Origin of the sequence: Microcystis aeruginosa FD4 (assembly GCF_009792235.1) — a bacterium.
GTDB classification, from domain to species: domain Bacteria; phylum Cyanobacteriota; class Cyanobacteriia; order Cyanobacteriales; family Microcystaceae; genus Microcystis; species Microcystis viridis.
This window is the reverse complement of sequence record NZ_CP046973.1, coordinates 3598695-3614150: the sequence shown is the minus strand read 5'-3', so window position 1 is coordinate 3614150 and position 15456 is coordinate 3598695. Positions and strand designations below refer to the sequence as shown.

Genomic DNA, 15456 nt, shown 5'->3' with positions numbered 1-15456 from the left:
CTTTTTCCTCAGAATAGGTCAACTCTCTGGTTAAAATCTGTTACATTTGCATCATTTTTACTTTTTATTAAGATTTATGTTATTTTTCCCCATTTATGCTAAAAGTCCCCCTTGTTTGCCTGATTAGAGCAAGAGCGGGGGACAGATATTACCGATAATTATTTTTGCAACTACTGGGCTGCAGCTGCGTTTAAGGGTTTAATGCTGACGATGCGAGCGCCTAAACGGGTAATCCGACGCATTTCTTGATTCATGCGGCTATAGGGAACGGTTAAAAAGACACTGCCACTCTTACGGATAGAATAATCTAGGTTATCAGTCTTGTCATTTTGACTCAAACCGACGACTTCATAGACAAAAAGGCGATTTTCTTTGGCACTAGAGAGACTTTGCATCGAAATGGCTCCTACATTGATGTTATGGTTCTCTAGTTTAGCCTAGCAGCGAGACTAGCAATCTAGTTAATGGCCGATTGACGGTTGTTTATTTTACCATGACGCTCGATCGCAATTGTCCACAGGCCGCATCGGCCGCTAAACCTCTTTTTCCCGTTCTAAAATAGTTTTAAAAGCCTTAATTCTCTTTTGATCAGGCCGTTGATAATCCACCTCTTGAATGGGATTAGGGACTTGCGCTTTGATAATGTACCTTTTGGGCGAACGCAGTTCGCCCCTACATTGTGGACAAAATCCGTTACTGTCGGGGCGCAATGCTTGCGCCCTCCGCGCGGAGGGGGTTTGCTGATCACCCTAAGTAGGGGGAGAGCCTTCGAGATGTTAGGGACTTGCGCTTTGATAATCTGCCATCTGGCTGGTCTGGTTCTTCTACAGAGCGATTTTCAAAGCTGGGATATTATTCCTACGCAAGTCCCTTAAGTGATCGCTGTTAATTGTTTGAAGATAAGCCGGCTGATAAGTCGCCACGCCACCACCTTGATCTAGTGTAGTCGATTGATGTTGTACTACTTATCATCCCTGATGATTTCTCGCAGGTCTGGATCAAAGTGAATGTGGATAATGTACACTCCTTTAGGGGTCTGTAAAGTGATAAACTCTACAAACAAAGAATCTTGTTCGTGGCGAAGTTTCAGGAAAAAACGTCTTAAAAACTTACTCTGGGGATAGATAATTTCTTGCAGGAAAATAGATTGTTTACAAGGTCCACTAGCTTGAGTGTATTGTTTGAGAATTTTTTTCATTTTCAAACGGAATTCCTCCCAGCCTTGGACTTCACTTCTAGCTTGTTCAGCTGATTCAAAAAAATCCTCATGATCCTTGGCGAATTTAATTCCGTTATCTGCCCACACATCAACTGCACCACCAGTATTGCCCGCTAGATACAGTTCCAACCCTTGACGAACAGGCATGGGAAGTTGTGCCATCTCATCATCATCAATTATGATCGAGGTGGGTGTGGTTGATTCTTTGCTAACGAGTAGCGGTTGACTATAAGCTATCCGAGGAAAACAATTAAAAACCGCTAAAGTTCCTAAAGCTGCAATTGCTAATATTTTACCCTTCATGATCCTTACCCCCGAACTCGAAGAAATTACCAATAGTCGAGTTGCTGTGGCTACAAATACTAAAATTTACTTCTCTGAAAAAATTCCGCAACAGGACAACCAAAACCGCTAGTTAAAGAAGCACACTTAACAGTTATTTGCCCTACTGTTGAGGTGTTACCCGATAACCATCCCGATCTTGATTAAATTTTACAATTATTAACAAACAACACAACCAACACTCCTCTGTTACTCCAATTATAACAGAGAAAACTGATGGTAGAGTAGTGAACAAATTAAGTTTATTTGACCATGATGCTCGATCGCAATTGTCCACAGGCCGCATCGGTCGCTAAACCTCTCGAATAACGGACAGTAACGGCGACTTTTTCCTGTTCTAAAATAGTTTTAAAAGCCTTAATTCTCTTTTCATCAGGCCGTTGATAATCCACCTCTTGAATAGGATTATAGGGGATTAAATTGACGTGAGATTGAAACCCTTTCACCAGTTTAACTAATTCCCTGGCGTGTTCGGGTAAATCATTTACTCCCGCTAAAAGAATGTATTCAAATGTCACCCTTCGTCCTGTGATTTGAACGTATTCTTGACAGTCTTGGATCAAATCACTTAGGGTATAATGATCGGCACTGGGGATTAATTTAGCTCGAACTTGTTGATTAGAAGCATGGAGACTAACGGCAAAAGTTACTTGTAAATTATGTTCCGCTAGTTGCTTGATTTTATGGGGTAATCCCACGGTAGAAATCGTTAAACAACGCTGACCGATACCCACATCTTTATTAAGGCAATGAATCGCTGTCACCACTTCAGGGATATTTAATAAAGGTTCCCCCATCCCCATAAATACCACATGACTAACTCGCTGCTGAAAATCCTCCTGTACTGTTAACACTTGGTCAACGATTTCATAAGCTTTTAAATTACGAGTAAAACCCCCTTTTCCCGTGGCACAAAAATCACAGTTCATCGGGCAACCCACTTGGGAAGAAACACAGACTGTCAATCTTTTTTCACTAGGAATTCCCACCGCTTCGATAATTAAACCATCCGCTAGTTTTAGCAGATATTTACGAGTGCGATCGGGTGCTACACTGCGATAATGTATAAGGGAACGACCGATAGGATAGTCTGCTACCTTTGTGCGCCATTCTTGCGGAAATACAGAAATATCCGCCAAAGAATGCACTCCTTTTTCATATAGCCATTGGTGTAATTGTTTACCCCGATAAGCGGGTTGTCCTTGGTCTTTTACCCAGTCGGTCAGTTCCTCTAAAGATTTCGCTAGTAAAGTCATAATTATTATCGTTGATCGCCTTATCATTCTAACCGATCGATCATCCCTAAGAGCAAAACCGTAACAGAATTGTATTCATTAATTGACATTTTTTCCCTTTGCTCCTTCAACTTAAACTGAGCCTGACGACAAAAACAAATCTAGTCCGAAGCTTGATTTTTTTTACTTTTCATTTAACCCAACTGTTCAAAGGGAACTGTCAGCGCCATAATAATCGATGGACTTCGATCGAGAACAGAAATTTTATGAGTTGCCAGCAAAAAAAGTCAATATGGGGAAATAAGGAGCTATTCAGTTGTAAAAGCAATATTTAAGCGAAAGTTTATGAAAATCGCTATTTTATCGCAAGATGCTTCTCTTTATTCCACCAAGCGACTGAAAGAAGCGGGAGAAGCTCAAGGTCATGAGGTACGAGTGATCAATTATTTGCGCTGTTACATGAACATCACCTCCCATAAACCCACGGTTGTCTATAACGGTAAACCCTTAGAGAGTTTCGATGCGATTATCCCCCGTATTGCCGCCTCAAAAACCTTCTATGGAACCGCAGTCGTCCGACAATTCGAGGTGATGAATGTTTTTACTACCAACGACTCGCAAGCAATTTCCCGGTCGCGGGATAAATTGCGTTGTCTGCAAATCCTCGCTCGGGAAGGGATAGGCCTACCAGTGACGGGAATTGCTCACGCAACTCAAGATATCGATGGTTTAATCGAAACCGTCGGCGGCACCCCTCTAGTGATTAAATTATTAGAGGGAACCCAAGGTATTGGGGTAGTCTTAGCGGAAACCGACCAAGCAGCCAAGTCAGTTATTGAAGCTTTTCGGCAATTAGAGGCTAATATTCTAGTACAAGAGTATATTAAAGAGGCCAGTGGGGCAGATCTGCGCTGTTTTGTCATCGATGGAAAAGTGGTAGCCTCGATGAAGCGACAGGGGGCCGAAGGGGATTTTCGTTCTAATCTTCACCGCGGTGGCAAAGCAGAAAAGATAAAATTAACCCCAGAGGAACGCAGTACGGCTATACGGGCCACTAAAGCCATGGGTTTACGGGTTGCGGGTGTGGACTTATTACGGTCCAATCACGGACCTGTGGTTATCGAGGTCAATTCCTCTCCCGGTTTGGAAGGAATAGAAGCGGCCACTGGTGTGGATGTGGCTAAAAAAATTATTGATTTTGTCGCTAAAAATGCCACCCTAGTCCTCAATCGCGATCGATATCAATATTAGCCGTCAGCCTTGCATCAGTTATCAGTTATCAGTTATCAGATGTGAGTTTTTAGTTTACTGTTTACTGAAAAAGCTCCCCACACCCCACTTCCCCACACCCCATACCCCATACCCCACTTCCCTACACCCCACACCCTACACCCTACACCCCTTAAACAGGATTTAGTATCAGTTATCAGTCGGCAAACACACGAACGCTATCGGGAATAATCGATAGTTTTACCTTTGTACCGATGTCTAATTGGGTGTTAATCGTTGTTCTAGCGTGGATTTGGCTGCCGGTGGCCGTTAGCAGACAATAACGGTATTCCCGCCCCAAAAATTGGCGATCGCAAATAACCAGATCTCCCGTCTCATCCGATTTAATTTTGACATCTTCCTCTCTCAGCATCAATTCCCCTTTGTCCAAATCTTGACCGTCGGGAATTTCCCAGACTCCTATCTCGGTTTGCCATTGTTCCCCCTCCCGTCTAGCGGGGAGAAAGTTAGCTTGGGTGACAAACTCAGCCACGAATCGCGAGGCCGGATGACTATAAATTTCTTCGGGATTGTTAATTTGTTCTAATTTTCCTTGACAAAGGACCGCAATTGTGTCACTGATCACCATTGCTTCCTCCCGGTCGTGGGTGACAAAAATGGCCGAGATACCGGTTGCTTTCAGGATATGACGGATCTCGTGCCGTAACCGTTGCCGTACCTGCACATCGAGATTACTTAAAGGTTCATCTAAGAGGATTAAAGAGGGTTTTGGGGCTAAAGCGCGGGCGAGGGCGACTCTTTGCTGTTGTCCTCCCGATAGCTGATGGGGATAACGTTTTTCTAGTCCTTGCAGTCCGACTAAATCCAAAGTTTCCGCCACCCTAGCGTTAATAGCTTTGCTCGATAATTTCTCCCCAGAATTTTTTAACCCGAAGGCGATATTGTCAGCAATGGTTAAATGGGGAAAAAGAGCGTAATCCTGAAAAACCATGCCCGTATTGCGTTTTTCTGGGGGAATAAAGGTTTTTTCGTCGGCAACTATTCGCCCTCCCAATTCAATCACTCCTTGAGATGGTTTTTCAAATCCCGCAATCATCCGGAGTAGAGTGGTTTTACCGCAGCCCGAAGGTCCTAATAATCCGAGAATTTCGCCCTCTGTTAAACTAAAACTGATATTATCGACAGCTAGAGTAGGAGAAGCGGGAAAACGCTTGTTAACCTCGGATAAACGCAGAATGACAGACTTTTTCATGGTGAGAAAGACAATCGCCCAGTCAGTGGCGGGGCCATTTACTTAAGAATTATTCCTAATTAGTTCACTATTATTGTTTATAACATCTCAATGGACTAATTAGGAAACTTTCTCAAAAATTTCATGCTCACACCTGAAGATATTATTCTCGTTCCCCGGGGGGCCGAGCATAGCTCAATCCGTCGAGGATTAAGGAAAATCGGCGATTTAGCCCCGCAAATTATCCCGATTAACCTTGGCGCTCCAGAATTCCTCGACAGTTCCCCAGTCTCTGGGCAATCTCTAGAATTTCTTAATAAGTTCACAGGAAAAATTGTGCTACTGGGATTAGCGGGCAGTCTTAGCGATCGCTATCGAGTCGGAGATGGGGTAATCTGTCAAGGTTGTGGCACAGAAAAGGGGGATTATTGGCGGTGTGGACCAGAAATAACCGCAGAAATCGCCCAATTAACCGGATATAGTCTCGTCAAAGGTTTAACCAGCGATCGCCTGATTAGCCGATCCGAGGAAAAACGACGTTTAGGACAGGGGGGCTATGAGGTGGTAGATATGGAAGGAGCAAGGATTTTAGCGGCTTTACGGGGGCAAAAAGTGGCAATTGTGCGCGTGATTAGCGATGAGGTGACAGAGGATTTACCCGATTTAGCCCCGGCAATTGATAATCAAGGTCATTTGCTACCATTGCCCCTAGCTCGACAAATGTTAACCCGTCCCATCCCGGCCTTCCATTTGATTCAAGGTTCCCTAAAAGGTTTATCCGTGCTAACTCAGGTGGCGCGAAAGTTGTGCGGCAGTAATTTTTAAAAGTTGCTTGCAGATTATTGTTTTTCTGTGCTATAATGGTTGAGCTAAAATCAAGCGGATGTGGTGGAACTGGTAGACACGCACGTTTGAGGGGCGTGTGGCTTACGCCTTGCGAGTTCGAGTCTCGCCATCCGCATAAACTTTTATCTGCGCTCTGACGAGGATTGCCCTTTTCACCCATCGGCAGAGGTATATAGAACCTATTTGGTATCTCTCTTGTGACGCTTCACGGGTAAGAATTACAGGTATTTTGGCTAATTCGCTCTAATCCATACTGGGTAAGGATTTTGGGAAAGATACCAAATGGACTCTATAGAACAGCACTTCGACAGGCTCAGTGACACGAAGCACAACTCTAAACAGTTGTGTTAAAATCTAAGAGTCAATAGGTTGAAATGCCGCTCACCGAGGGGAAAATCCCGTTGCAATAGTACGGCACTTTTGAGGAGAAAAAAGAAGACAAGAGCCACCCGAAAACTCTTAAAACAGGGGAGTAAGTCTTTTCCTAGACTGAAATAAACTAAAAACATTTTGCCGTAGCAGATAGGGTAGGGTATACCCGAATCTTGGTTGAAAGACCAAAACGCTGGGAGAGCTATCCACGAGTGGACAACTAGATAGGGTTTGCGGCAAAAAGTTTATTGGTGGGGTTAGGAGTCTCCGAGTCTCCGAGTCTCCGAGTCTCCGAGTCTCCGAGTCTCCGAGTCGGGAGGGGAAGTCAGAATAACAGAATGACCTCGCAGGTCTGGAAGCGGAACCCTTGGAAATCGAAGAGCGAAAGTGCAAGGGTTTTGAGTCCCTCGGATCGATTTCTCAACCTTTGTTTCTGGCACTTTTTTGGGCTAAAAAAGTGCCGAAACCGTTTTCTAGTAAGGCTTCCAGTAATTTTCAGCAAGCCCTAGATAACAAGTGATATTCTAGTAGGTTCGGATAGGACCTAATCGTGTAAGACGTGAGTAGGGGAAACCAGAAAGCGCAGTGATGAGCTTCGAGAATCCCTCCCATGAGTGCTTCGGGGAGTGTCAACTTACCAAGACTTTTAAAATCTAGGAGCGAGACAAAAAAGGCTATATACTAGGGAAAGCTATAGCAAAAAATGTCAAGACAATGGAAGAAAATTGGCTAGAAATTGGGACAATAGTAGCACCCCAAGGACTGGAGGGAGAATTGCGAGTTTTATCGGTATCAGATTTTCCCGAACGTTTTCAGAAGCGAGGGATGAGGGGAATACAAGGAACCCAGGGGGGAGAAATCCAAGAAATTACTCTGCTCAGGGGACGTGAGCTACCGGGCAAAAATGTTTATGTTATCAAGTTAGAGGGGGTTGAAAATCGGGAACAAGCCGAAGCTTTGCGCGGATATAAATTATGGGCGAATAAACTAGAAAGACCTCACCTAAAAGCGGATGAATATCATGTCAGCGAGCTAGTAAAATTAGAGGTTTATCATCACCTTACAGGAGAAAAAATCGGGGTTGTAGTAGATATTTTGTGGGCGGGTAATGACATTTTAGCAGTGCAACTAGAAGCAAATCTCGCCTCTGTCAAGAAAAAAAGTCCATCCTCCGACTCAGGGGCCAGGGCCCTGGTCCCCTTCGTCAAAGAAATTGTTCCACTGGTGGATCTGAAAGCAGCGCGCATCGAGATCGCGCCACCACCGGGGTTATTAGAGATCAATTTATCCTAGACTTATTAGAGTTCTTGCATAATTAATTTTTGAGAGTTAAAAAATGAGAAAAATAGGCATAAAATTGCATAAAATTCTTAAATACAGCATTTAATTGATTAATGCTCATTCTTAATTCTCCTGACTCCTGACTCGGAGACTCCTGACTCCTAACCCCACCAACAAACTTTTTCAGCAGACCCTACCTAGTTATCGCTACGGACTGCTAACCAACCACGACAATTTTTGATTTTTAGAGTAGATCTACTTTGGCCTCGGAAATGGGTAATCTCAAAAGGAAAGACGGATATTATTTTGATGAAAGGCTATGGGTATCAGCATCCTGAGAATCTTGGTGATCGCAGCTAATGGTTTTCGCGAGGTTATTCGCGATCGCATTCTTTACTTGATCGGGTTTTTTGCCTTGTTGATGGCCTTCGCTTGGCGTTTATTACCAGAAATTGCGGTGGGAACCGATCAGAAAATCTTTCTTGACTTGGGATTAGCCGCTATCGGGTTATTAGGGGTAATTGTCGCGGTTTTTGTGGGTACAGGGCTAATTAATCAGGAAATTGACAAGAGAACTATTTTAGTTTTGATTCCCAAACCCTTGAGTCGGGCCGAATTTATCCTCGGTAAACACTTGGGTTTGTCCGGGGTTTTAGCGGTGATGTTGGGGGTAATGTTGGTGATTTACTTGCTGATGTTGCTGGGGATGAAAGTATCTTTTCAACCTTTACCCCTGATTGTCTCGGTTTTCTATCTCGGTTTGGAATTAATTCTCATCGCAGCCGTGGCGATCGCTTTTGGGGTATTTACCAGTTCGATTTTAGCCACGCTAATGACTTTTGGGGTCTATCTAATGGGTCACATCAGCAAAGATCTGATCCAATTGGGTATAATCAGCAAAAATCCCAATATTCTCGCTATCACTAAAAATATTTATCTAATTCTCCCAGATTTGGAGAGATTGAATTTTAGAAACGAGGCCGTTTATGGTTTGCTCCCTAGTGCTGATGTCTTAATCGCTAACGCCCTCTACAGTCTCGTTTATACTGGTCTATTATTGGGTATCTCCATCCTCATCTTTTCACGACGACAATTTTAAATGGGGTTGCCGAATCAAGGAATGAATGCGATCGCCATCGATTAGTTTATAGACATGATTAGCCATGAAATTAAAGGCACAACTGCATATTTTAAGTCGAGAAGCGGTCAATTACGGACTGGCAACCGTGGTCATGGAAGAAGCGGTTAATCCCGTCCTTGCGGCCATGGCTAGACAGTTAAAACATTTACAATACTATGTAGTTCAGAATAGCCAAGGTGATTGGTTACTAACCACCTTAGCTCATCGGCAGCAGCCACAACAGGAAAAAAGGGTAATCTATGCTTTTGCTACGGAAAAAATGGCCATATCTGCTCAAAATACCCCCAATTCAACCCTATCAACGCTCCTGATTCCCGTAACCCATCTTTTATTTCAATTATTTGCCTTAGAAGGAGTAGATAGTATTATTTTTCTGGAAAATGCACACACCGCTCAAACGGGAAAAGAAATCTCCCGGACCCAATTAAAGGCTAATATTGAAAAACAACTGCAAAAACTAGGGGCAATTCCTGCCAATCTTGCTTAATTAGTTATCAATAGGGAAAAGTTAATTATCTGCAATTGCCTTTTTTACTCGTACTCACATTACCATGACCGAGCCAACCCGATTAAACTATCACGATACCTATTCTTGTCCCGTCTGTCGCCATGGTAAAATCGCCACTTTACCACTCATGGAAGCCTATGCTTGTAACTTTTGTCAACACATTTTTACTGCTAATTTAGAACAACAGGTTTTAAAAATGGCCGATAGTCAATTACCCTTAACTTGGTATTGGAATGGTAAGTATTGGCAGGGTTTACCGAGAGAAGGAATGGAGATAGCAGGTTTTTACTTAATTATCGGTTTGGGATTTGTGATTTTTCCCACAGCAATTGTGACTACGGGAGCCTATCTTTTTCCTCCAGTCGAGGGGAGTCCTTTGTCATGGGTGCCTCTATTTTGGTCGATTTTAACCTTTATTTGCCATGCTATTTGTTTACTCTGGTTAATTGTCGAATATTATCAGTTTCCCGTTAATATGTATCTGCGGGCCTTGGCTCGTCGTTGGCAAAATTCTTTGGTCACTAGATTATTATCCTAGGGGTTATTTAATCCTAGAAAGGGGAACAGGGTGTGGGGTGTGGGAAAGTGGGGAAGTGGGGAAATTTCAACTAATACCCCAAAACCCTAAAACCCTAAAACCCCAAACCCTCACTGATAACTGATAACTGATTACTGATTACTGTTGCTTAAATTATCCCCAAAGGACAAAATTGACCCGATAATTCTAGTTTATTGTTTTGCAGCAGATATAAACCGTATTCAATTCCTTCTACTACTGCTTGATAGGAAGCTTCCAAAATATTACTAGACACTCCCACAGTAGTCCATCTTTGTTGACCGTTACTCGACTCGATTAAAACCCTAGTTTTCGCTGCCGTCCCCGAACCACTATCGAGGATTCTCACTTTATAATCGGTCAGGTGAAAATTAGCAATTTCGGGATAGAATTTGACTAAAGCCTTTCTTAAAGCCAGATCTAAAGCAGCCACAGGCCCGTTACCCTCGGCCACTTCTAATAAATCTTCCTCTTTTACCCGTACTTTAATTGTAGCGATCGCATTACCACTATCCCGGAGCATATCACAATAAACTTGGAATCCTTTTAATTCAAAAAGGTGGCTTCTCTGTGCCAAAGCTTCCCGCATTAATAACTCAAAACTAGCTTCGGCTGCCTCAAATTGATAACCCTCACTTTCCAAGATTTTTAAACGTTCCAAAATTTGCCGACAGGTGGGATCATCTTTATTTAAATCGATGCCAAAACTACGCGCTTTCGCTAAGACATTACTTAACCCCGATTGGTCAGAAATGACGATGCGGCGCTGATTACCGATCGCTTCTGGGTTAATATGTTCGTAGGTGAGGGGATTTTTCGCCACCGCAGAAACGTGAATTCCGCCTTTATGGGCAAAAGCGGAACGTCCGACGAAGGGAGCATGATCATCTGGGGCTAAATTGACCATTTCGCTGATTTTCCGGCTAGTTCCCGTCAATCGGCCTAATTGATTTTCTTCTAGGCAAGAAAATCCCATTTTTAACTGAAGATTGGGAATTAAAGTACATAAATTGGCATTGCCGCAGCGTTCCCCATAACCATTAATTGTGCCTTGAATCATGCGTGCGCCCTCGTTAACTGCCGCTAAAGAGTTAGCTACGGCGGTTCCTGCGTCATTATGAGCATGGATGCCTAATTGAGGCGCATTTTCCTCATCGGGAATCGATGCCCAATTGCTCCCGCACTTTCTCCACAATAGGGGCGATTTCTTGGGGTAAAGTGCCGCCGTTGGTATCACAGAAAACTAACCATTCAGCCCCGGCATCCCTAGCGGTTTTCAGGGTTAAAAGGGCGTATTCGGGGTTATTTTTGTAACCATCAAACCAATGTTCGGCATCATAAATGACTCGTCTTCCCTGACAGCGTAGATACTCGATCGTATCTCCTATCATGGCTAAATTTTCCTCCAGACTGGTTTTTAAGCCCTCTGTGACGTGCAGATCCCAAGATTTGCCGAAAATTGTCACCCAACGGGTTCTAGCGGCGAGAATGGCGGTTAACATCGGATCTTCCCGGGCCTCGATATGGGGGCGACGAGTGGAACAAAAAGCGACTAATTCTGCTTGTTTTAGGGGTTCTTCGTACATTTTCCAGAAAAATTGACCGTCTCTAGGGTTTGCGCCAGGCCAACCGCCTTCGATAAAAGGAATACCCATCCGATCTAATTCCCTGGCGATTTTAATTTTGTCTTCCAGGGAGAGGGAAATACCTTCTCGCTGGGCCCCATCCCGGAGAGTAGTGTCATAGACCCAAATGCGCTTACCATTGTTCATAGAAATAGTCAATAGGTGTTAATATTAATTAATAACTGTAGCGACTTAAAATCACGCCCCTAATGCCTAGAATAACAGTTTACGGTCAAACAATCACCGGCGATCGAGGTGAAAATCTCCGTTCAGTTATCAGTTATCAGTTATCAGTTATCAGTTTTGAGTTTTCAGTGAACAGTATTAAGTATTAAAGTGTAAAGTAAGCTGTACTGAATTTAAACTGCCTATTGGAGATTTTAGTACAAATGCTCAAACTTCCTCTCCCTGCTCCCTGCTCCCAACTCTGGTGCAGTCTCAACGAGTAATTTAGATAGTCAACAGCTTATTAGGTGGCAAGTTCGCAGCCTTCTTTTCACTGATTACTGATTACTGATTACTGTTTACTGATTACTGTTTACTGTTTACTGATTAAGGTTATCAAATGAACGAGACAATAACTTTTCGGATATCACCAATAATTAGGGTAACTTTATTAAGTTTATATGTGGCGTTAACCATCCCCTTACCCTTTTTAGCAAAAGTCACTAATTCCCCCGTTAGTCCCAATTTTCTTTGGGTAGGAATTAGCTTAGGATTAATCGCTTTATACGGAGCTTTAAGTGAAAGAGTGATTTTATCAGAGACAGGGATACAAGTTACCTATCCCCAATGGTTTCCCGCTTTTCTTCGCTCTGGTTGGTGGTTAAATTGGACAGATATAAAAGAACTTAAATGTCGCAGTACAGGACAGGGTGGTTTAGTTTATTATTTCCTTGATCGCTCTTCAGAAAAAGCCTATTTATTGCCGATGCGAGTAGTGGGATTTAATCGCATGGTCAAAATAATCGAGGAAAAAACTAACTTGGATATGACTGATATTCGCCCCCTTTCTCAGCCTTGGATGTATGGAATTCTCTTTACTCTCACCCTATTTTTATTATTAGTCGATGCTTGGACTATTGCTACGGCGAGAACTATTATTCCCTAATAAATTCGGCTCAAAACGTAATCCACTAGCTCGATTAACACATCTTTTGAGGGAGAAGAAGCTAAACAGTCAAGGTGTTTTAAGGCACTTTGTCCATACTGATCGGCTAATTCTTTTGAGCGAGGAATACCTTGGCTAGAGTGAATAAAATCAAGAGCTTTTTCGATGTCTCCTTCCTGACTAAATTCCCGTTCAATTAAAACTTCTATATAGGGATTTTCCTCCATGGCAAAGAGAGCGGGAGCAGTGATATTACCACTGATCAAATCGGAGCCAGAGGGTTTTCCTAATACTTCCGTGGGAGAGGTAAAATCGAGAATATCATCGACGATTTGAAAAGCTAATCCTAGATCACGACCATAATTATATAAATGACGATTAACTTCAGCGGATTGCTCGCTTAATACCCCAGCTGCTTTGGCACTGTTGGCAATTAAAGAAGCAGTTTTGTAGTAACTTTTTTCTAGATAAGCTTCCAGGGAGATACTGGTATCAAAGCGATTAATTCCCTGTTGAATTTCCCCTTCAGCAAAATCGCGAATCACTTCCGAGAGCAATTTTACCACTTCTAAATTATCTAAATTAGCTAGATACCAAGAGGATTGAGCGAAAAGGAAATCCCCCGCTAAAACCGCCACGCGATTGTCAAATAAACTGTTAACGGTGGGAACACTGCGCCGCAATTCCGCCTCATCTACCACATCATCATGGACGAGACTGGCAGTGTGGATCATCTCCGTGATTTCCGCTAATCGACGATGACGGGGAGTAATATCCCGCTCTAACATGGTAGCGCGAGATACCAGCAACACGATCGCCGGTCGAACGCGTTTACCACCGGCCTCGAACAAATGTTCTGCTGCCGCCGCTAAAATGGGATGACGAGCGCCGACGAGATTTTTTAAGTTATCGGTCAAAAGACGGAGATCATCGTCAACGGGTGCGAATAAAGAAGTTGTTGGGATCATTGGTTAGCCAATTGGCGAGATAGTTACGAAAGTTTACATATCCTTATATTTATTTTAAGCTAACCGTCCAGACTAGGGAAGGGGAAGCATCAGTGATCAGTGATCAGTGATCAGTGATCAGTAATCAGTAATCAGTGAGGGGTTGGGGTTTTAGGGTTTTAGGGGTTGGGGTTTTAGGGGTTGGGGTTTTAGGGTTTTAGGGTTTTAGGGTTTTAGTTGAAATTTCCCCACTTCCCCACCTCCCCACACCCCACACCCCACTTCCCCACTTCCCCACTTCCTCACCTCCCCACACCCCACACCCCACACCCCACTTCCCTAATTTTTTTCCTGACAAAACTCTTGTCATTGTCAAGACTCTAGGGTAACTTGTATATAAAAATTAATAAAGCGAGAAGTATTAGAACGATGTTGAGACTAATTAGCGACTTTGACGGACCGATAATGGACGTATCGGAGCGATATTACCAGGTTTATCAATACTGTTTACAGAAAACCGCCTATAAAGGTCAAATTATTGGGGAATTATCGAAAGCGGAGTTCTGGCAGTTAAAACGGGATCAGGTTTCTGAGAAGCGTATCGGGGAAATGTCAGGATTAGATGAAGATCAGTCCCGTAAATTTGCCCATCTTCGTCGTCAAACTGTTCATACTTTACCCTATCTTGTCCACGATCGCCCGGTGGTTGGTTCTTTGGAAACTCTCCAGAAAATCCAAGAGTTAAAGATCGATTTAGTCGTGATGACGATGCGGCGGGTATCTGAGCTAGATCATGCCTTTAATCGCCACGATATCGGTCGTTTTTTCGCCGCTAATCGTCGTTATTGTCTAAATAATAATTACACCAAAACCAACGACGTACGCGACAAAACCCTACTTATGGCTAAGGCCGCTAAGGAGCTGCCGGCGGCTGCCGATACTTGGATGGTGGGGGATACGGAAGCGGATATTGCCGCGGCTAAGAGCCAAAATATTAAGGTTATTGGCGTATTATCGGGGATTCGCAGCCGTTCCCGTTTAGAAAGCTACGAGCCTGATTATATCGTCAATAACCTTGGCGAAGCAGTGGACGTGATCTTAAGCTCGCTGCGAGCGATTGGTTAACGGAAAAAACTACTAATCACCCAAAAGATCACAAAAGTGACGAGCGCATAAATTTGGCGATCGCCGAAAATATTCAAATCAGCCTTGGCCGCTAAACTGGCTAATCCCGCTCCCAGAGCGACTCCTAGCACTAAACCAGCGAGAGTGAATAGTAAGGCGCGGCCAAAACGTTTTTCTTTGCGGTTGAAAAAATAGATATTAACGAAAACGCCAAAAGCTAAGAGCAGCGGTAAAAGGGAGCCACTGGGATCGGGAACTAACAGGGTTATTGCTCCTAAACAAGCGTAAATCACTGCTGGTACACCGATATCCTGTGCAGAAGGTGTATCGATTAAGCTTCGCCACCAGTTAGGAGATTTGCTGCTAGTAACCGGTTTACTTTCCACCGGAATCGTCAGACGTTCAGGAAAACGAATGCGATCGGGTACTTTAATCCTACCTTCCTGTCGCATCCGCAGTCGATCCATGAGGACGGAATCGTAGGCCGCCTCGATCGATTCGACAATTTTGCTATCATTCTGATACTGTTGCACCAGTCTTTGTTTGGCCTCTTGAATTTCTTCAAAAGACGATTCTTCAGTAACCCCAAGTTGTTCGTAGGGATTCTGTCCATTCATGAACATACCTCCTTAATTATGCTCCCGATAGTCATGATCTTAACCCGATGTTCTGTTGTGTAACTTGAGA

15 protein-coding genes, 1 tRNA gene and 2 pseudogenes are annotated in these 15456 nt (G+C 43.5%); 9 read left to right on the top strand and 9 right to left on the bottom strand.

Features of this window, described 5'->3' with window-relative positions; all coding sequences use genetic code 11:
• Positions 1 to 170: 170 nt before the first annotated feature.
• From GQR42_RS18100 to rlmN, 4 genes and pseudogenes are all read right to left on the bottom strand, one after another.
• The gene (locus GQR42_RS18100) at positions 171 to 395 is read right to left on the bottom strand and encodes a phycobilisome linker polypeptide (protein WP_158201012.1); all 225 of its coding nucleotides are present in this window, start codon (positions 393 to 395) and stop codon (positions 171 to 173) included.
• Between the two features lie 88 nt (positions 396 to 483).
• Positions 484 to 623 (bottom strand): annotated as a pseudogene (locus GQR42_RS28955) (23S rRNA (adenine(2503)-C(2))-methyltransferase RlmN); the annotation flags it as partial.
• Positions 624 to 961: 338 nt separating this feature from the next.
• On the bottom strand, positions 962 to 1522 hold the full coding sequence (locus tag GQR42_RS18090) for a hypothetical protein (RefSeq protein WP_158201011.1): 561 nt from the start codon (positions 1520 to 1522) through the stop codon (positions 962 to 964).
• A 281-nt stretch (positions 1523 to 1803) separates the two neighbouring features.
• On the bottom strand, positions 1804 to 2817 hold the full coding sequence (gene rlmN / locus GQR42_RS18085; RefSeq protein ID WP_158201010.1) for a 23S rRNA (adenine(2503)-C(2))-methyltransferase RlmN: 1014 nt from the start codon (positions 2815 to 2817) through the stop codon (positions 1804 to 1806).
• A 324-nt stretch (positions 2818 to 3141) separates the two neighbouring features.
• Here rlmN and rimK point away from each other — a divergent pair, with 324 nt between their 5' ends.
• Positions 3142 to 4047: a 30S ribosomal protein S6--L-glutamate ligase gene (gene rimK, locus GQR42_RS18080; RefSeq protein ID WP_158201009.1), complete on the top strand. Its 906-nt coding sequence runs from the start codon at positions 3142 to 3144 to the stop codon at positions 4045 to 4047.
• A 175-nt stretch (positions 4048 to 4222) separates the two neighbouring features.
• Here rimK and GQR42_RS18075 read toward each other — a convergent pair whose 3' ends face one another.
• On the bottom strand, positions 4223 to 5278 hold the full coding sequence (locus GQR42_RS18075; RefSeq protein ID WP_158201008.1) for an ABC transporter ATP-binding protein: 1056 nt from the start codon (positions 5276 to 5278) through the stop codon (positions 4223 to 4225).
• Between the two features lie 123 nt (positions 5279 to 5401).
• Here GQR42_RS18075 and GQR42_RS18070 point away from each other — a divergent pair, with 123 nt between their 5' ends.
• The 6 genes from GQR42_RS18070 (at position 5402) to GQR42_RS18045 (ending at position 9943) form a co-directional block, all read left to right on the top strand.
• Positions 5402 to 6082 (top strand): hypothetical protein, encoded by a 681-nt coding sequence (locus tag GQR42_RS18070; RefSeq protein ID WP_158201007.1) that lies wholly within the window; start codon positions 5402 to 5404, stop codon positions 6080 to 6082.
• 54 nt (positions 6083 to 6136) lie between these two features.
• Positions 6137 to 6218, top strand: a tRNA-Leu gene (locus tag GQR42_RS18065).
• 971 nt (positions 6219 to 7189) lie between these two features.
• On the top strand, positions 7190 to 7768 hold the full coding sequence (gene rimM, locus GQR42_RS18060; RefSeq protein ID WP_158201006.1) for a ribosome maturation factor RimM: 579 nt from the start codon (positions 7190 to 7192) through the stop codon (positions 7766 to 7768).
• A 307-nt stretch (positions 7769 to 8075) separates the two neighbouring features.
• Entirely contained in the window at positions 8076 to 8855 is a 780-nt protein-coding gene (locus GQR42_RS18055) for an ABC transporter permease (RefSeq protein WP_158201005.1), read from the top strand.
• Between the two features lie 64 nt (positions 8856 to 8919).
• Entirely contained in the window at positions 8920 to 9384 is a 465-nt protein-coding gene (locus GQR42_RS18050; protein ID WP_158201004.1) for a hypothetical protein, read from the top strand.
• Between the two features lie 64 nt (positions 9385 to 9448).
• A complete protein-coding gene (locus GQR42_RS18045; protein WP_158201003.1) occupies positions 9449 to 9943 on the top strand; it encodes a hypothetical protein in 495 nt (164 codons plus the stop codon).
• Between the two features lie 148 nt (positions 9944 to 10091).
• Here the strand turns inward: GQR42_RS18045 and cimA are convergent.
• Positions 10092 to 11733: pseudogene (gene cimA, locus GQR42_RS18040) on the bottom strand (citramalate synthase).
• Positions 11734 to 12151: 418 nt separating this feature from the next.
• On the opposite strand from cimA, the gene GQR42_RS18035 reads away from it, so the two are divergent.
• On the top strand, positions 12152 to 12697 hold the full coding sequence (locus GQR42_RS18035; RefSeq protein WP_158201002.1) for a hypothetical protein: 546 nt from the start codon (positions 12152 to 12154) through the stop codon (positions 12695 to 12697).
• Here the strand turns inward: GQR42_RS18035 and sds are convergent.
• Together sds and GQR42_RS18025 are read right to left on the bottom strand one after the other, a co-directional pair.
• The gene (gene sds / locus GQR42_RS18030; protein WP_158201001.1) at positions 12694 to 13665 is read right to left on the bottom strand and encodes a solanesyl diphosphate synthase; all 972 of its coding nucleotides are present in this window, start codon (positions 13663 to 13665) and stop codon (positions 12694 to 12696) included. The two genes, GQR42_RS18035 and sds, sit on opposite strands and share 4 nt — an antisense overlap.
• Positions 13666 to 13861: 196 nt before the next feature.
• On the bottom strand, positions 13862 to 14014 hold the full coding sequence (locus tag GQR42_RS18025; RefSeq protein WP_158201000.1) for a hypothetical protein: 153 nt from the start codon (positions 14012 to 14014) through the stop codon (positions 13862 to 13864).
• A 59-nt stretch (positions 14015 to 14073) separates the two neighbouring features.
• Here GQR42_RS18025 and GQR42_RS18020 point away from each other — a divergent pair, with 59 nt between their 5' ends.
• Positions 14074 to 14769 (top strand): HAD family hydrolase, encoded by a 696-nt coding sequence (locus tag GQR42_RS18020; RefSeq protein ID WP_158200999.1) that lies wholly within the window; start codon positions 14074 to 14076, stop codon positions 14767 to 14769.
• On the opposite strand, the gene GQR42_RS18015 is transcribed toward GQR42_RS18020, so the two are convergent.
• Entirely contained in the window at positions 14766 to 15386 is a 621-nt protein-coding gene (locus GQR42_RS18015; protein WP_158200998.1) for a CPP1-like family protein, read from the bottom strand. The genes GQR42_RS18020 and GQR42_RS18015 overlap by 4 nt on opposite strands.
• Between the last annotated feature and the right edge of the window lie 70 nt (positions 15387 to 15456).